12 protein-coding genes and 1 pseudogene are annotated in these 18651 nt (G+C 33.9%); all 13 read left to right on the top strand.

All coding sequences use genetic code 11. The annotated features are described in order from the left end of the window. Nucleotides 1-6: 6 nt before the first annotated feature. The 13 genes and pseudogenes from IGL30_RS03550 to IGL30_RS03610 all read left to right on the top strand — a co-directional run bounded on the left by IGL30_RS03550 (nucleotide 7) and on the right by IGL30_RS03610 (nucleotide 18641). Complete coding sequence (locus IGL30_RS03550; RefSeq protein ID WP_010719738.1) at nucleotides 7-1227, top strand: ABC transporter ATP-binding protein; 1221 nt, start codon at nucleotides 7-9, stop codon at nucleotides 1225-1227. Then, nucleotides 1217-2803, top strand: a complete 1587-nt coding sequence (locus IGL30_RS03555) for a class I SAM-dependent methyltransferase (protein WP_088745108.1) — start codon at nucleotides 1217-1219, stop codon at nucleotides 2801-2803. The genes IGL30_RS03550 and IGL30_RS03555 overlap by 11 nt, the downstream gene beginning before the upstream one ends. Nucleotides 2804-2840: 37 nt before the next feature. Next, nucleotides 2841-4979 (top strand): glycosyltransferase family 2 protein, encoded by a 2139-nt coding sequence (locus IGL30_RS03560; RefSeq protein ID WP_088745107.1) that lies wholly within the window; start codon nucleotides 2841-2843, stop codon nucleotides 4977-4979. 206 nt (nucleotides 4980-5185) lie between these two features. Beyond that, nucleotides 5186-6577: a sugar transferase gene (locus IGL30_RS03565; protein ID WP_088745106.1), complete on the top strand. Its 1392-nt coding sequence runs from the start codon at nucleotides 5186-5188 to the stop codon at nucleotides 6575-6577. Between the two features lie 17 nt (nucleotides 6578-6594). Next, complete coding sequence (locus tag IGL30_RS03570) at nucleotides 6595-7635, top strand: glycosyltransferase family 2 protein (RefSeq protein WP_123875030.1); 1041 nt, start codon at nucleotides 6595-6597, stop codon at nucleotides 7633-7635. 252 nt (nucleotides 7636-7887) lie between these two features. Then, a pseudogene (locus IGL30_RS03575) lies at nucleotides 7888-8733 on the top strand (LicD family protein). A gap of 12 nt (nucleotides 8734-8745) precedes the next feature. Beyond that, nucleotides 8746-11463 (top strand): DUF5776 domain-containing protein, encoded by a 2718-nt coding sequence (locus IGL30_RS03580; RefSeq protein WP_088745105.1) that lies wholly within the window; start codon nucleotides 8746-8748, stop codon nucleotides 11461-11463. 359 nt (nucleotides 11464-11822) lie between these two features. Beyond that, nucleotides 11823-13211: a sugar transferase gene (locus IGL30_RS03585; RefSeq protein WP_088745104.1), complete on the top strand. Its 1389-nt coding sequence runs from the start codon at nucleotides 11823-11825 to the stop codon at nucleotides 13209-13211. A gap of 127 nt (nucleotides 13212-13338) precedes the next feature. After that, on the top strand, nucleotides 13339-14259 hold the full coding sequence (locus IGL30_RS03590) for a hypothetical protein (RefSeq protein WP_088745103.1): 921 nt from the start codon (nucleotides 13339-13341) through the stop codon (nucleotides 14257-14259). 15 nt (nucleotides 14260-14274) lie between these two features. Further along, the gene (locus tag IGL30_RS03595; protein WP_088775036.1) at nucleotides 14275-15330 is read left to right on the top strand and encodes an EpsG family protein; all 1056 of its coding nucleotides are present in this window, start codon (nucleotides 14275-14277) and stop codon (nucleotides 15328-15330) included. Nucleotides 15331-15351: 21 nt separating this feature from the next. Continuing rightward, the gene (locus IGL30_RS03600; protein ID WP_260221668.1) at nucleotides 15352-16434 is read left to right on the top strand and encodes a glycosyltransferase family 1 protein; all 1083 of its coding nucleotides are present in this window, start codon (nucleotides 15352-15354) and stop codon (nucleotides 16432-16434) included. Between the two features lie 6 nt (nucleotides 16435-16440). Continuing rightward, a complete protein-coding gene (locus IGL30_RS03605; RefSeq protein ID WP_185068167.1) occupies nucleotides 16441-17523 on the top strand; it encodes a hypothetical protein in 1083 nt (360 codons plus the stop codon). An 11-nt stretch (nucleotides 17524-17534) separates the two neighbouring features. Then, nucleotides 17535-18641, top strand: coding sequence for a CDP-glycerol glycerophosphotransferase family protein (locus tag IGL30_RS03610; RefSeq protein WP_123875031.1), 1107 nt, complete (start codon nucleotides 17535-17537; stop codon nucleotides 18639-18641). Nucleotides 18642-18651 lie beyond the last annotated feature (10 nt).

Here is an 18651-nt window from a genome sequence, read left to right on the forward strand (position 1 = left end):
ATGAATATGACTGAATATGCGATTAAATTAAAAAACATTACAAAATCTTATAATATGTACGCAAAACCATCTGACCGTTTTCGTGAAGCTTTGAATCCCTTCAAAAAATCTTACCATGACGTTTTTTATGCGTTGAAAAATATCAATGTGGAAATTAAAAAAGGGGAAATGATCGGTTTTGTCGGAGAAAATGGTTCAGGAAAATCCACCATGCTCAAAATCATTACTGGCGTTTTGACGCCCACATCTGGAACAATGGAGATTGAAGGGAAAATATCTGCACTATTAGAACTAGGTTCTGGGTTCAACCCCGAATATTCTGGCTATGACAATATTTATTTGAATGGCATGGTGTTAGGTTTTTCTCGTGAAGAAATCGATGGAATGGTCGGAGACATCATTGAATTTGCTGATATCGGCGAACATATTTACCAACCAGTAAAAACATATTCCAGTGGGATGTTTGTTCGTTTAGCCTTTGCGGTAGCTATCAATGTCAATCCAGATATCTTGATTGTCGATGAGGCTTTAGCTGTAGGGGACCTTGAGTTCCAGTTGAAATGTATGGAGAAATTTACTGAAATCAAGAACTCAGGTAAAACGATCTTATTCGTTTCCCATGACATCAGTTCGATCCGCCGTTTTTGTGATCGATCCTATTGGCTAAAAAATGGTGAAGTGGTTGAATATGGGGATACCATGGATGTCACAACGAACTATGAAAACTTTTTAAAGAAAAAATCAGTCAAAACAGTTGATCGAAATAAAAATCAAATGGAACGTTTTGCAGCGCCTGACATCGTTGATGTACTGAGTGCGGAATTATTGGATAAAGAAAAAAATCCTGTTGACGTGCTTGATCAAGGCGAAACACTGTATGTCAAAGTAACCTATGAAGTAAAAGATGATTCGATCAAGAATCCTGTTTTAGGGATTGCCTTACGGACCGTCGATAATTTTTACGTTTGTGGTTTAAATACACTGTTGGACGGCATCAAAATCCCTTGGAAAAAAGGCAAAAATGTTTTCTATTTAGAATATGAAAAACTAGGCCTGCTAGCTGGTGAATATTATTTTGATGTGGCAATTTTTGAAGAAAATGCCACCGTACCTTTAGTTTACAAAACAAAATATATGAACTTATTTGTTAATGGCTCATATATTGGGGAAGGAATCGTGGTCTTAGACCATAAATGGGAAGAAGGTTATCTAGCCGATGAAGTATGATTTTGAAATGGACTTAGATGAACAAAGTAGTGTAGGGAAAATTGCTGCCCAAATTAAACCAGGCAGCAAAGTCTTGGAATTTGGACCGGGAAACGGCCGATTGACCAAACATTTAATCGGAGCCAAAAATTGTCAAGTAAGTATCGTCGAATTAGATAAAGAATTATTCGATTTTGTCAGTGAATTTTCACAAGATGGTTTTTATGGAGATATTGAAAGTTTTGAGTGGGCAAACTATTATGCAGGGCAAACCTTTGATTATATCCTTTTTGCCGATGTTTTAGAACATTTAGTGAACCCAGCTGAAACATTAAAAAAAGTGAGAGAATTTCTCAATGAAGATGGAGAAATTTTAATCACATTTCCGAATTTAGTCCATAATTCTGTGCTGATCCATTTATTCAACAATGAGTTGCCATGGGCTTCTTATGGCTTATTAGATGAAACACATAATTCTTTTTACACACACGAAGGTTTTAAAAAAGTGTTTGAAAAAGCTGGTTTATCTATTAATATTGAGGATTACCTTTACTTAGCTGTCGGAGACACAGAATTAAATTCAACTTATGAAGAATTACCCGAAGCAGTTCGCTATGAGTTCAAAATGCGACCTTTCGGAGAAGTTTATCAATACTTCTTTTCTTTGAAAAAACACACTGAGAATAGTCACATCTCACAACCACAAAATTCGAATTATGTTCGAATGGTGGAAGTGATCCAAAAGACTGCAAACAAAGAAGTCTCCCAAAAATATCCTTTCAACAATTATACGGGAGAAAACCAAACATTGACTTTTCCAATTGCCGGGGATGTCGAATCGGTCATTTTTAAATTTGCTGATCAACCAAGTTTTATCGAATTTAGCGGGGAGTTGGCGGGGAACAAAATTGCTTTCATCCAATCTAATGCAGTAATCAAAACACAAAATGATTGCTATTTATTTGATGGTGAAGTAACGCCACAATTTACTCTATTTGATGTCGCAGGTCAAGAATTGACGATCCATTGTCATTATCGGTTTATCGGGGAATTGACACAAACCATGAAAGAACTACTTGAGGCAGTCAAACCTTTAGCGCAGATCGAGCAACGTCTAATGGCACAAATCACTTCGCTGAAAAAAGAAAATGAACAAGTGCGATTGACAAATGAAAAATTAGCTAACGAATTACAGATGACGACTGACCGTTATTGTAAACTGATAACTGAGGAAGAATTCGCGATTAAACCAAGAAACCGCAAGCTTCGATCGAAAGAAACAGCAAAGAAAATTCAAGCAAAGGCGATTTCTCTATGCGTGGATAGCAAGCATTGGGATCCAGAAACGAAAATTTTGACAATCAATGGTTGGGGAATTTCTAACGCACAACGTCAGCCGTTATCCTATAAGTTATCTGTGAACCAAGCACCATTTTTTCAAGCCTTGCAGTTTGAACGGCCAGAAGTAAATGAGGCGGAACAATTGCCAGCGGGAACAAAAGCTGGTTTTGAATTGCAAATAAGATGTGAACGAGAAAAATCTTTTTTAATTGAAGCTGTTGCTGAAAATGGCGAATCCTGGTTTATCGAGATATAAGAACGAACTTATTTTTAATAAAGGAGAACAAAAGCTCGTGCAAAAAAAAGAGATTGCTGTATTTATAGACCGAATTACTCGTGAAAGAGCAACTGGGGATTTATTGATTGTTGGCTGGGCGGTCGATGAGGTGACGAAAGAAATTCCGATCATTAAAGTCGATAAGGACAAAGTATCTGCCGAAGTCACCAATGTTGTTCGTTTGGATATCAATCATTTATACAATCTGGATGTGAAAACACCGAGTGGTTTCAACATTCGATTATCTGGAAGAATGAAAGGTAAAGCGATTTTAGATTTCCAAACAAAATCCCATCAAAATGGGATTGCGGTGAAATTGAATGGTCGTTATCCGTATGACGATGGCCTTGAAACAAACTGGGAAAAGAAAAAAAGATTGCTTCAAAAAGGATTCAATTATGCACGGACACACGGAGTGAAAAAAGCGATCCGACGTGTCAAATTTGAAATGAAACCCGCTTCTGTTGATTACACCGAATGGATCAAACGTCATGAACAGTTTGATCTCCAAAAGCAACGTCAAGATGCTAAAGGATTTGAATATCGTCCCTTAATCTCAGTCCTTATGCCAGTCTACAATGTCGAAATCAAATGGCTGGAAAAATGTATTGATTCTGTTTTAAAACAAACGTATGATCACTGGGAACTATGTATCAGTGATGATGCATCAACTGATCCTAAAATCAGAAAATGTTTAGAAAAGTATCAAGCTAAAGATCAACGAATCAAAGTCGTTTTTAGAGAAAAAAATGGGCATATCAGTCTAGCGACCAACTCTGCTTTGGAAATGGCAACTGGGGAGTTCGTGGCGTTGTTAGATAATGATGATGAACTATCGCCCTATGCGTTGTTTGAAGTCGCAAGCGTCTTGAATCAGCGTCCTGAACTTGATGTCATTTATAGCGATGAAGATAAGATCGATGCAGAAGGTCAGCGTTTTGATCCTCATTTTAAAGCGGATTGGTCACCAGATACTTTAATGGGCAATAATTATATTTCACATTTAGGGGTTTATCGTACCAGCTTAGTTAAAGAAATCGGTGGATTTAGAAAAGGATATGAAGGTTCTCAAGATTATGACTTGGTACTACGAATCACTGAGCAGATCCCAGCAGATCACATTTATCACATTGATAAAGTACTGTATCACTGGCGCACGATTCCGGGATCTACTGCCAGCAATGGTGAAGCGAAGAGCTATATTTATGATTCTGGAGTCAAGGCATTGACTGATGCACTCGATCGTAGAGGAATTAAAGGAAAAGTTCGTCCTGGACGAATTTCTGGTTTCTACGAGGTCAATTATGAAGTGCTGCAAGAAGACTTAGTTAGTGTCATTATTCCCACTAAAAACGGATATGATGACTTAAAACTATGTATCGACTCAATTATTGACAAAACAACCTATTCCAACTATGAGATCATTGTTGCTGATAACGGTAGTACCGATCCTAAGATGCAGGAACTATTTAAGGAATACCAGCAACGACTAAACGAACGTTTTATAGTGGAATTGATCGATATACCTTTCAATTATTCTAGGATCAACAATCTAGCGGCAGAAAAAGCAAGTGGCAAATATTTATTGTTCTTAAACAATGATACGGAAGTTATTGAGCCTGAGTGGATGACCAATATGGTTGCCTATGCGCAATTTGATCGAATTGGCTGTGTCGGTGCCAAACTTTACTACCCAGATGATACGACACAACATGCTGGTGTGTTAGTTGGTATTGGTGGCGTTGCTGGTCATGCGTTGAACAACTATGACCAAACACACTGTGGTTACTTTGGTCGGTTAGTCATCGATGTCAATTACTTAGCGGTAACAGCTGCTTGTATGATGGTCAAAGCCAGTGATTTTCATGCGGTCCATGGCTTTGATGAAACATTAGCAGTCGCTTTCAATGATGTGGATTTATGCCTGAAAATTTATGAGCTAGGTCGATATAACGTTTATGCCCATCAAGCTGAACTTTATCATTTTGAATCAAAATCAAGAGGCTATGAAGATACGCCTGAGAAGCAAAAACGTTTTGCAGGTGAGATAAAGAAAATGCAAGTGAAATGGCCAGGATATATCAACCATGATCCTTTTTATAACGATAATCTGACAAAAGAAGGAATTGGAGATTTTTCATTAAGACCAGATTAATTAAGAAATGAAAATAGAAACTATCATGCAATCAGTTAAGAAAGCATGGTAGTTTTTTTTTCGTAAAATGAGATATTAAAAGCAAGCGTTATAATTGTAGAGCAGTAGTTTTTTGTAATTCTGTTACAATTTGTTTATTCACTAGGCTTTTAAACCCTGCTATGGTAAGATAATAGGTGCATTATTTTGTGATTAGGAGTGTATATATGAATAAAAATGGGGAATGGAGTGCTGCAAGACGAATATTCATTATTTTAATGGATGTTTTGATGTACAATGTAGCCATATATAGCAGTTTCTTACTGAAATTTCATGGGGAAATACCCATGCGGAATTTTGAAACTTTTCAACATTCAGCAATCTTTATTTCTGTTATATTTATTGCCTTGAATATCTTATTGGGCGTATATGTTTTTTATAATCGAACGGTCAGCGATATCGTGTATGTCACGGTTATTGGTCAAGTCTTAATGACATTGGGGATCATGGTCGTCACCTTTGCTGGACGCTGGTTTGCTTTCCCACGAGGCGTAATTTTACTGTCATTTGTGCTAGCGACCATTTTATTGAGTCTTTACAGAATATTAATCTATAAGTTGTACTTGAAAGTCAGTCGTGATAAGAAAGTCGTGATCGTTGGATCAGAAAAAGATGTGGCACCGGCCATACAAAATTTCAGTTCTAAAAAAAATAATAAGCATAAAGTAGAAGCGGTTGTCATCGATCACTACTATGAAAATGTGAAAAAAATGATTGATCAAATGGATATCGTCTATCTGGCTTCACATATTGAAGAAGCAGAAAAAGTAAAAATCTATCAACTAGTGACAAAAAATGAGAAGAAATTATTTCTCAATACGACATTTGAAAACTTAACGATGATCAATCCAAACATCATGAACTTTGAAGATGAAAGTATTATTGAAGCTTCAGGATTCAGAATTCCACCAGAATATGAATTATTCAAGCGGTTGTTTGATATTATCGTTTCGTTGATTTTACTGATCATAGCCTCACCTTTCATGTTATTAACTGCTATTTTAGTAAAAGTTACTTCACCGGGTCCGGTTATTTATAAACAAATTCGGATCACTAAAAATCAAAAAGAATTTTCAATCTATAAATTTCGCTCGATGACTGCGACTGCAGAAGCCAAATCAGGACCTGTTTTGGCTAAGAGCAACGATGCTCGTGTCACTCCAGTGGGTAAATTTATCCGAGCAGTTCGTTTTGATGAATTACCACAAATCTTTAATGTATTAAAGGGAGACATGTCGATCGTTGGTCCTCGACCAGAACGTCCTTTCTTTGTTGATCAATTCAATGCGGAAAATCCTTATTACTATTTGAGACACAATGTACGTGCTGGGATAACGGGTTATGCGCAAGTTTATGGGAAATACGTATCAGATTACAACAGTAAATTACGGTTTGATTTACTTTACATCAAGAAATATTCTTTATTGCTCGATTTAAAAATATTATTACAAACCATTAAAATTCTTTTTGATAAGATGTCTTCTCAAGGCTTGGAAGAAGATGAGAATGTTCATTCATTGGCAGAGATTGCTTTTCCAAAAGAGAAAATCTTTCGCTAGTTGAGAGGTAGTGAAAAATGAGTAACCCAAAATTTAGTATCGTCATACCCATTTATAATGCTGAAAGCACGATTGCTCGTACGATCGCATCTTTAAAAGAATTTGATTTTACTGATTATGAAGTTTTGTTAATCAATGATGGTTCGACAGATCAAACGGAAGCAATCATTACGAGACTTATTGAGAACGACCCTAAATTTCGACTGATCACAACGGCTAATCAAGGGCCTGGTTTAGCAAGAAATGAAGGGATTATGCAAGCCCAAGGAACTTACATCCTATTTTTTGATGCGGATGATACGCCGAAAAAAGAAGTTTTATCTGATTATGACAAGCTTTTAGCTAAACATCCAGACACCGATTTGATCGTTAGTTCGTTTATCTTTCGAACGATGGACGGAGAACAGATTATTTCAGAAAAAGAAAATTTAGTGACGGAGCATTATTATCAAAGTCATGATAGTTTTATAAAAGACATGTATCGATTAATGAACGATCAGTTGATGTATGTAGTTTGGAATAAATGTTATCGAAGGGATATTTTAAAACAGAATCAGCTTCTTTTTAAAGGATACAATAGCTGTGAAGACCGTATTTTTAATTTGCATTATTATAAATATTGTCAAAATGTCCTGATGAACCCGAAAATTTCTTATATCTATGAATTTGAAGGTGGCAAAGGAATCACGAATCAGTACCGTCCCAATAAATTTAGTACCTTCAAAGAGTTCTACCAATTAGCAAATGAAGTGACGAATGAAGTCGATAAGCCAGGAATGGCAGCTCTCCATTTAAAAGGAACGACGTCGGTCATCTTTTCTATCTATGGCACTTCGACACGGACAGCAAAAGAAAAAAAAGCTGAAGCAAAGCAAATATTAACGGATCCAACTATTGTTGAGGCGAAAAAAATTGCTTGCACCGACTCTACAGTAAAAAAAGTAACGAAGCAATTGTATAACCTGCCTTGTTCATTCTTTTTAACTGCTGTACGCATCGGATGTTTTGTTGAAATAAAGATGCCAGGATTGATGGCAACACTAAAACGAGTGTATTAAATAAGCGACCGGAATAGCAGGGTGATATCATTTGCTTTTCAATCGAAATAAAAAAGCAGTGACAGCTGTCATGGCTTTATTCTCACATTTATAAAAGTGTTAGGATAAAAGTTTCTTCTAACACACTTTTTATTCGAGTTTGGGTCTTTAGGTTTTCCTTTTGACCCACACTCTTTTTTTGCAAATTTAGACAGATTCTATTTCGGATAAAAAAATAGTTATGATAAAATAAAAATAGAGGGAGCTGTAAGTATGTATAGTAATGATCCTGAATTAAGAAATGTCCAGCAGGTAGTGTTAGAAATCGCTCAATATTTTGTCGATTTTTGTAATAAACACGACCTACTTTGTTATTTTTGTGGCGGTGGCTGTATTGGCTCTATCCGTCATCAAGGTTTTATTCCTTGGGATGATGACTTGGATTTTTTTATGCCTAGACAAGATTATGAAAAAATAAAAGAACTATGGCCAAAATATGCTGATGTTGAACGCTATCCGCTATTGGTTGCTTCTGAGAATTACAATGATCACAATTCATTTATGACCATTCGAGATGCAAATACCACATTTGTCAAAACGTATCAAGAAGGAATGGCTATTCCTCATGGTATACCGATTGATATTTTTCCTTTGGACGGTGCGCCTGAAAAAAGTGCGCAACGGAAAATCCAAAAAATGTGGGCGCTCGTTTATGCATTGTTTTGTTCTCAGGTTGTGCCCGAAAAACATGGGGGAATGATGGCAACAGGTAGCAAGGTGCTTTTAAGTACGTTCTCTTCGCCCAAAATCAGCTATAAGATTTGACGTTTTGCAGAAAAACAAATGAGTAAGTACTCATTCGAATCGACACCTTATGTCACAGAATTATGTGTCGGACCTAAATATATGGGAAATATTTACCATTTGGAAGATTTTAAATCAGCGATTGTTGTTCCCTTTGAAGAGACAAAAATGCCAATCCCTGTTGGGTATGACCGCTATTTGAAACAGGTCTTTGGTGACTACATGCAATTGCCCCCTGAAGAAGAACAACAGCCTCATCATGAAGCTGTTCTTGTTGATACTAAAAAAGCTTACAAAGTAAACGATACAGTATGAAGGAGAAAAGAGATGAAACGGATTTTTTCTGGTGTGCTCTTATGTACATTATTATTAAATAGCACCATTTCTAATACTTATGCAATTGAAAATATAGTTAAAACTTCTCAATCTAGTCAAGAACAAAAGGCTATGAATGAAGTGAAAACTGAAGAAAAGCAAACGAACGACTCGTCTGATTCAGCAACACTTACCACAACTAACGCTACAAAACAATCGGATAGTTCGACAACTACGGAATCAACCACGGCTGAGACTTCTTCGACAGAATCCAGTATGACCAGCAGCTCAACAATTCCCCCTCAAGAAAGTTCAAGCACTGCGGACTCTGAGACCGCCAATTCTACGAGTGATTCTACCGAGGTCCAACCAGATGCTAGTCAAGGTGATTCAAAAGAAGATGCTGAACTCGGGAAAAGAGGGACAAACCATAAAAAAGGTACTTATGCCATGCAAACGTCTGGAAGTCAGTATGGGATTATGACGAGAATGAGGGAACCTGACAATGTATATGCCGATAATCCTAATTTACCAAGAAAAGACTTCATTGATGTCGCTAGTTGGAATGGAACAATCTCTGTTGCTGAGTATCAAAAAATTAAAAGTTACGGGGTTACGGGAGTAACCGTCAAGCTCACTGAAGGAACATCTTATACTAATCCGTATGCGCAAAGCCAAATCAACAATGCTAAAGCTGCAGGACTAAGCGTGTCCGCTTATCATTATAGCTTGTATACATCTGTCCAGACGGCTCAAGCAGAGGCAAAATATTTTGCACAAGCAGCGTCAAAATTCGGTTTGCCTAAAAATGCGATCATGTTCGATGACGCAGAAGACCCAAACTTGATTTCCAACGGACGCGATACGCAAAAAAATGCTTTGGCTTTTAATCAACAATTAAAAAATCTTGGGTATTCTAATGCTGCACTATATCTTAGTAGAGGTTGGCTAGATAGTGGGTACATCAATCCTGCTCCCTTTAATAAAGAACGTATATGGGTCGCACAATATCCTTATACTCCAACACAATCGATGCAGTGGAACAATGATTATGGCGCTTGGCAGTGGTCGTCCAAAATGTATTTCCCAGGTTTGGCTAATTATCAATCACGTCCCTTTGACATGTCGATGATTTACAGTTCTTTTTTTGGAACACCAAATACAGGAACTGGTCCTGATCTAAGTAATTACTATACGACGAATCCCGGAAGAGTAATCCTCAAGCATGATGATCGTTTTTACAATGATGTGAATTTTACCAGTCCTGGAATGAATATCAAGAAAAATACTTTAGTTACTGTAAAGAGTATCCAAACAACAGCTAGTGGGATTCCCCGTTTGTTTACAGATTATGGTTATCTAACAGCAAATAAATCATATGTTGTAGCGGCCCAAAGCAATATTGACTCTTATTTTACAACCAATCCTAAAAAAGTTCGTTTGAAGTCAGATGACTATTTCTACGCTGATACAGCATTTACTCAACGTCTAGATAAAGTGTCAAAAGGAACTATTGTGGACGTGGAAGATTTAGCTTATACAGATTCTGGGGTTTTTCGTTTAAGAACAAAATATGGATATTTGACTGCTAATAAAAGCTTGGTGGAGGAATATCAAGATTACTCACAACAATATTATACAGTAAATCCAAAACAAGTCATTGTTAAAGTAAACGATCGCTTTTATAAAGATGTTGAATTCAACATACCAATTGGATTGATTCCTGTTGGGACGGTATTAAAAGTCATCGGGATCGAGGAAGCAACAAACGGTGTTCCAAGACTTAAAACAAGTGAAGGTTATGTAACAGCCAATAAAAATTATGTCGTTGGTACTATCTCGTCGATTGCTAATTATTACACTAAAAATCCGTTGAAAGTGATCTTGAAAACAGATGATTATTACTATAAGGATTTAAATTTCACTCAAAGAAATGAACCTTTGGCTAAAGACAAAGTAGTTGATGTTGAAAAAGTTGAATATACGAATGAAGGGATTCCTCGCTTAAAAACAGCAAAAGGCTATCTTACCGCTAATCGTTCTTATACGCAACAAGTTACTTCGCTGATTGATAATTATTACTATAGTAATCCATCAAAGATAGCTATGAAAATGAATGACTATTTTTATAAAGATGTCGATTTTAAACAAAAAAGTGAAGAAGTTTCTAAAAATACAATAATTGATGTTCTAGGTATTACATTTTCAGAAGATGGTTTCCCACGTTTAAAAACAGCAAAAGGCTATGTGACAGCCAATAAAAATTATGTTGTTCAAGTGACCAAAGCTATTGAAAAATATTTTATTGAAAATCCTCATAAAATTACGATGTTAGTAGAAGATAGATATTATTCAGATTTGGAATTCCTCTATCCTGGAAAGCCTATTACAAAAGGTATGTCCGTTGATGTGATGGATATTGAGTATTCATTAGATGGTGTTCCAAGATTTAAAACAAAAGATGGTTACTTGACAGCAAATAAAAGTTATATAACAGCAGCGGGGAATGTCAATAATAATTATTTTGTAACTAGTCCTCAAAAAGTGAAATTTCTTACGAATGACTTCTATTATAAAGACATAGACTTTAAGCAAAGAGGAAATGCGATTAAAAGTGGATCTATCCTTGAAGTAGAAGGGATTGAATATACTTTAAATGGAGTTCCTAGACTAAAAATAGCTGGTGGATACATTACGGCTAATAAATGGTATGTAGAAAAAATAAAATAATTATAAAACGAATGTTCCAGTATACTGCTTTTCTTTGCTTGATAAGCATGGCAGTATAATTGGAACATCTGTTTTTCTTTGAGGATACTAAGAAAAACAAATGATGATCTCATATTTATATAAAAAAAGTAGTTTTTCTAAACAGCAAAAAAGAAAATTGATATTATTGAGTTACGGGGAACTAGTTGTGGATAAATTAGTTATTTAACTAAAAAAGCATAGCTATATAAAGACTTCAAATCCTTGGAAATAAAGCTTTCATTTATTTAAATTCCATTACAATTTAGTTATACACTAGGTTTTTAAACCCTGCTATGGTAAGATAATAGATGCATTATTTTGTGATTAGGAGTGTATATATGAGTAAAAATGGGGAATGGAATGTTGCACGGCGCATCTTCATTATTTTAATGGATGTTCTTGTCTATAATATAGTCATATATAGCAGTTTCTTACTAAAGTTTCAAGGGGAAATCCCTACACGGAATTTTGAAACGTTTCAACAGTCAGCAACCTTTATTTCTGTTATATTTATTACCTTGAATATTTTATTGGGTGTGTATGTTTTTTATAATCGAACGATTAGTGATATCGTTTTTGTCACGGTTATTGGTCAAGTCTTGATGACATTGGGGATCATGGTAGTTACCTTTGCGGGACGATGGTTTGCTTTTCCAAGAGCAGTTATTTTGTTTTCCTTTGTTCTAGGAACAATCTTGTTGAGTGTTTATCGGATCTTGATTTATAAATTGTATTTAAACGTCAGCCAAAACAAAAAAGTAATCATTGTTGGTTTAGAAAAAGATGTTGCGCTAGCGATCCAAAATTTCAGTTCGAAAAAAAATAATAAACACAAAGTAGAAGCAGTTGTGATTGATCATTATTATGAAAATGTGGAAAAAATAATCGACCAGATCGATATCGTCTATTTAGCTTCTCATATTGAAGAAAAAGAGAAAGTAAAGATCTATCAATTGGTTACTAAAAAAGAAAAGAAACTCTTTTTGAATACGACATTTGAAAATTTGACCATGATCAACCCAAATATCATGAATTTTGAAGATGAAAGTATCATTGAGTCTTCTGGGTTTAGGATTCCCGCAGAATACGAATTGTTCAAACGCTTATTCGATATCCTGATTTCATTGCTATTATTAATCGTCGCCGCCCCATTTATGATACTTACTGCTATTTTAGTGAAAGTAACCTCGCCTGGGCCAGTGATTTACCAGCAAATACGAATCACAAAAAATCAACAAGAGTTTTCAATCTATAAATTTCGTTCTATGACCGCTACAGCAGAAGCTAAATCAGGTCCTGTTTTGGCTAAAAGTAACGACGCCCGTGTCACTCCTGTTGGAAAGTTCATCCGTGCTATTCGTTTTGATGAGTTACCCCAACTATTCAATGTGTTAAAAGGGGATATGTCAATTGTAGGTCCCCGACCGGAACGACCATTTTTTGTGGATCAATTCAATGCGGAAAATCCTTATTATTACTTGAGGCATAATGTGCGAGCAGGTATTACTGGATATGCCCAAGTCTACGGGAAGTATGTCTCAGATTATAATAGTAAATTACGGTTTGATTTACTTTACATCAAGAAATATTCCTTGATGCTGGATTTAAAAATACTACTGCAAACCATAAAAATTCTTTTTGATAAAATGTCTTCTCAAGGATTAGAAGAAGAAAATATCGATTCACTTTCAGAAATTGCATTTCCAAAAGAAAGAATTAAAAGTTAATGGAAGTGAAGGATGAAACAATTGTTTCCTTAAATATTGTATAGAGTATAGATAGTTAAAGAAAAAAATAAAGTATTAGAATGAATAAACGTAAAAAATATGAAAAATAGTCTGGGTGTGAATAATAATGTATACACAAATCAAATTAGGTTCATTTAAAGAATTTATCAAAAATCATAAAAAAGTATATTTTTTATCAGGTTTTATTGCGCTATTGGTCTGTGCCTTGTTAGTTGGCTATAACTGGAAGATTAGTCGTACGAATGTAGACACTACTGGTGAAGAAATTACGTTTCTTTTAGAGAATAAAGAAGGTAACCCTTATCAAAATTCGGAAGATATACGAAAAATTTTATTATTACAATTAAATGATGATCGTACTGTCTCCAAAAAAATTAAAGCAGAATTAAATAAAAATCTAACAGTCACTAGAGATGCTAGTAATTTTTTTATTGTAACAGTAGATAACTATACAGATAAAGAAAATACATTTGTTAAAGACAAACTACTTTCTTATTTGAAACAAGGAGAGATTCCATTTTTTAAAGATAAAACGATTGTTGAACTGAGTGAAAATACAAAAGATATTTTTGCACCAGTACAGGAAACACAATCACTTTCAATCAAAAAAATAGTGATTTATCTTGTTGGAGGAGGCATTCTATTTGCTATTTTAGGAACTATTCTAGCAGCAGTTTTTAGTCGAAAAAATACTGTGATCAATGATGACTTTTCTTTTTTAACAAACGACCAAGTAGTAAACATAAGTCATTTTTCCAATATCGATAAACAAGTATGTATCGAAAATACTTTGATGAATATAGTCACTCCAACAATTATACTGACACAATTGCAAAATTTAAATCTTAGAACTGACAATAATAATATTATTATCACGGATGACTTAGGGAATGCATTTTTACCATCTTTTGAAGCTCGTAAGATATTACTGATCTGTGAAAAAGGAGAAACAACAAAAGAATGGTATCAATTACAGATGGAACTATCAAAAATTTATTCAGATGATATAGATATTATATTAATTTAGTTAGGCTGTGAAACTATGGAGATATATTTGTTATTTTTTTTGCTATTACTTGCTAGTTCGTTGTTTGAGCTTATCCGTAAGAAGCCCTTATTTTTTTGGGTATCAGTCATTTGTATGATCTTATTTGCAGGGCTTAGATATAGAACAGGTTACGATTTTGACTCCTATTCACGTATCTATGATTCTGTGACTTCGATAGGCTCAATCTTTTCAAAAACAATTCCAGCAGAGCCAGGTTTTTTATTTCTAAATTATCTTTTTAAGAGTTTAGGGTTTGACTTTGGGACATTTATACTTTTTTTCTCAATAATTAGCATGCTTTTGTTGGCAAACTTTACCATTCGTTTTTCACAATTTCCATCTTTTGTTTTGTTGTATTATTATTCTCGTTTCTTTTTAGTAAGAGACATGGGACAAATAAGATCTGCATTTGTTGCAATTATTTGTTTATATGCACTACCTTACATGCAAAAAAGAGAATTCTCTAAAGTCTTTATGATTTCCATATTTGCAAGTCTGTTCCATATCGTTGGTCTATTTTTAATTCCAGCATATCTATTCAGTATTTTGATCGGTGAGCTGAATTTAAAAAAGGTTCTTGCTACAGTTTCTGTTTCAGCAGTAGTGGGGATGATTTTCTTTAGACCGCAATTGTTTTTATGGTTGATTCCTGCACGTTATGCTGGTTATTTTGTAGGAGCATATGTAAACGGAAAATGGATATTCAATCCAGTTTTTATTATGCAATTCATGATTTTAGTCGCATCAGTTATCTTATTTCAAAAAGAACAAGAGAAGTACAAAAAAATCATGAATACTATTTTACAATGGTACCTGATATCAACTTGTTTGCTCATTTTATTTGGACCATTAGCAACAGTTGGCGGAAGAATCAGTACGATTTTTGCTACGAGTGAAATTCTGGTGGTACCATACCTATTTTCAAGACTATTTAAACACAAAATCTTATCTGTAAGTTTATTTTATGTCTTTTGTTTTTGCATCTTTGTATTAATTTTTATTATTTCTGGTGCCTATAATTCATATATTCCCTATTTAACACAATTTTGATATAAAGGATGGTTGATATTCGTGACGAAGCGTGTATTACATTTTCAAGGTAGAATGGGTAAGGGAGGAGCTGAATCTTTCATGATGAATATGTATAGAAATATTGATCGTGAAAAAGTTCAGTTTGATTTTTTAATCTATGATGATTATGAAGATGTTCAAGATTATCATGAAGAAATAGGGAAACTTGGTGGCAGGATTTTTGTTGTAACAAACCCTAAAAAAAATATACTAAAGTACATGTATGAAGTGGACAAACTATTGAAGCAAGAAAAGTTTGATATTGCTCACAATGAAGTTTACTTTGGAGGGGGCATCAATCTATGGCTTGCAAAGAGAAATAAAATAAATACTAGGATCGCCCATAGTCACGCCACAGAAGATGGGAAAGGAAATTCTTCTGCATTACGCCTCCTTCGTAAATATTTGCATCATTTATTAATAAAAAATGCAACTGATTTTATAGCAGTGAGCAAAGAAGCTGGAGAAAGTTTATTTGGTAATCAAAAATATATAATTGTAAATAATGGTGTGGATTTTTCAAAATATAATTTTTCGGATGAAGAGATTACGGATAAGAAAAATGAATTAGGTTTGAACAATGATGATGTAATTATCGGTAATATCGGTCGAATGGAAGAACAAAAAAACCAACTATTTTTGTTAGATATATTTAATGCTGTCCATCAAAAAGATCTTCATGCAAAACTTATTTTGATTGGAAATGGCAGTCTAAAGGATCAAATTTTAAATAAAATAGAGCAATTAGAATTAAAGGATCATGTGTTTTATTTAGGGGAACGTGATGATATCCCTGCTCTGCTGTCAATCATGGATGTCTTTTTATTACCTTCTTTATATGAAGGTCTTCCAATGGTAGGGATTGAAGCTCAAGTCAGTGGAAAAAAAATGGTTTTTTCCGATACGATCTCTAGAGATATTGATCTAACGCCTAATACTCATTTTGTAAGTTTGAATGATCCTGTAACAAAATGGGCAGAAATCATATTAGAAAAGCCTTATGATAATAAACGAACGAGCAAACTAGCTGAGTTTGATGTAAGTAATACAGTGAAACAAATGGAAAAAATCTATTTGAGGTGAAAGTCGATGAAAACGGGTATAGTCTTTGTAGGAGACGTCATTTTTAGCCCATTTATGAAATTATATACGGATATTTTAGATGAGCATGCTGAAGATTATGATGTCCTTTTTTGGAAGAGAAATGACGAGAAGGAGACATTTCCAAAAAATTATTTGTTTTTTGAACATCAGTCAAGATTGAACAAAAATAAACTATTGAAAATCACTGATTTTTATCAGTATCAAAAATGGCTGAAAAAAACAATTAAAAAGAATAAATATGATAAATTAATAATTTTAACAACAGTTCCTGGGCTACTATTACACAAAGAATTGTTAACTTTATATAAGGGTAAATATATCTATGATATTAGAGATTATACTTACGAAAATTTTTCTTTATTTAAATCTCTAGAAAATAAAGTCATTGATGGTTCCTATTTTACTTGTATTTCCTCTCCAGGTTTTAAGGAGTTTTTACCGGAAAGATCTTATGTGTTGGCACACAACATGCAATTAGAAGAATTAAAAAACCAATCAAATTTCAGAAAAAAAAAGCATGGAACTTTAAATTTAGTATGGATCGGTGCTGTAAGGTATTATGAACAACAAATTGATATTATCAATCATTTAAAAAATTCTTCTAAGATCAATCTGATCTATCATGGGATTGGTGAAGACTACAATCGCCTCTTAGAATATATAAAGGTAAATAATATCGATAATGTGACGTTTACAGGAAAATACGTTAATAAAGATAAAAGCAAACTTTTAGCAAACGCAGACATTTTATTGAACTCCTATAAATTGGCTAACCATCAAAAAGTGAAACATGCAATCTCAAATAAATACTATGATGGATTGATTTATGGAATCCCACAATTAGTTGAAAACGATTCTTATAAACAAAAAGAAGTAGAAAAACGAAAATTGGGTGTAGTTATCGATCCGAAAGATCCACAATTAGAAGAAAAATTATTAGCTTATTATTTTTCTGTTGATGAAGAATTGTTTAATAAAAATAAACAAAAAGCATTAGATGAGATTGAAAAAGATCAATTGAATTATATAAAAAAAATTAATGACTTTGTAGAAATGCCAATAGATTAGGAGTAGATAGCATGAGAAAGAAATTTGTTTTTTGTAGTGTGCCTGATTTTTCAGATAATGCGCGAGCAATGTTTGAATTTATGGTAGAGTATCCAATTGAAGGTGAATACATTTGGTTATTCAATGATAGTGAACAGACAAGGGATCCTTTTTTTGATAAATATAAAGAAAAAAAAGTGAAATTTATTCAAAAAAATTCGTTTATAGGAATGTATCATTATCTTACCGCTACATTTTCTTTTTCAGATCACGGAATATTTAATAATGTACCTAAAGTATTTTCTCCCAAAAAAATTGAATTGTGGCATGGAATGCCATTAAAGCAAATCGGTAATTATCATGAAAAAAATACTATTTTTTTCGATAAAACAATTTCTACTTCCCCTATTTTTGATGAAGTGTTAAGTAAAGCATTCGGTATAACTAATCACGAATTGATTTATTCCGGACTTCCTAGAAATGACAAACTTTTTATCAAAAACTCATACAATATAAGTCAATTATTCTTTCAAAATGACTATCCAGTTATAGCATGGCTACCAACATTTAGAAAGCACATATCGGGAGATTATAATGATGGTTCATTTGAAAACAATAAATTAGCTTTTTTTGATTTTGATGAATTAAAAGAATTAGACCAACAACTAATGCAATCGAAAAAAAATCTCCTAGTGAAACTACATCCATTAGATATTTTAAACCGAGAGAAGGAGTTAGACGGTTCGTTTAAACAAATTAGAATTTTAACTACTAATCAATTTGAAAAACAACATTTTGACTTGTATAAAATCTTATCTGAGGTTGAAGGTTTGATTACGGATTATTCTTCTGTGTATTTTGATTTCTTGTTGACAAAGAAACCGATTGGCCTAGTACAAACAGATGTGGAAGAATACAAAAAAACACGAGGTGTAATCAAGAAAATCGAACAAAAAATGATTGGTTCACAAATAAAATCAAAAGAGGATTTTGTTCAATTCCTTATTGAAGAAAAAAGGCACGAGTTGAATTATGATGAGTTAATCACCATTTTTCAAGAACGCGATACACAGGGAAAAAATGCAAGATCTATATGTACTTATCTGCAATTAATAAAGGAAGATAAGAAAAGTCAATAAAGAAGTTGAG

Source organism: Enterococcus sp. DIV1089c (genome assembly GCF_050530965.1).
GTDB lineage: Bacteria > Bacillota > Bacilli > Lactobacillales > Enterococcaceae > Enterococcus_B > Enterococcus_B hirae.

Bases quoted from the DNA above. Each gene is read 5' to 3' on its own strand.
- IGL30_RS03595 (WP_088775036.1), top strand. From the start codon at position 14,275: ATGGAGATATATTTGTTATTTTTTTTGCTATTACTTGCTAGTTCGTTG.
- IGL30_RS03590 (WP_088745103.1), top strand. From the start codon at position 13,339: ATGTATACACAAATCAAATTAGGTTCATTTAAAGAATTTATCAAAAAT.
- IGL30_RS03555 (WP_088745108.1), top strand. From the start codon at position 1,217: ATGAAGTATGATTTTGAAATGGACTTAGATGAACAAAGTAGTGTAGGG.
- IGL30_RS03605 (WP_185068167.1), top strand. From the start codon at position 16,441: ATGAAAACGGGTATAGTCTTTGTAGGAGACGTCATTTTTAGCCCATTT.
- IGL30_RS03585 (WP_088745104.1), top strand. From the start codon at position 11,823: ATGAGTAAAAATGGGGAATGGAATGTTGCACGGCGCATCTTCATTATT.
- IGL30_RS03565 (WP_088745106.1), top strand. From the start codon at position 5,186: ATGAATAAAAATGGGGAATGGAGTGCTGCAAGACGAATATTCATTATT.
- IGL30_RS03570 (WP_123875030.1), top strand. From the start codon at position 6,595: ATGAGTAACCCAAAATTTAGTATCGTCATACCCATTTATAATGCTGAA.
- IGL30_RS03550 (WP_010719738.1), top strand. From the start codon at position 7: ATGACTGAATATGCGATTAAATTAAAAAACATTACAAAATCTTATAAT.
- IGL30_RS03610 (WP_123875031.1), top strand. From the start codon at position 17,535: ATGAGAAAGAAATTTGTTTTTTGTAGTGTGCCTGATTTTTCAGATAAT.
- IGL30_RS03580 (WP_088745105.1), top strand. From the start codon at position 8,746: ATGAAACGGATTTTTTCTGGTGTGCTCTTATGTACATTATTATTAAAT.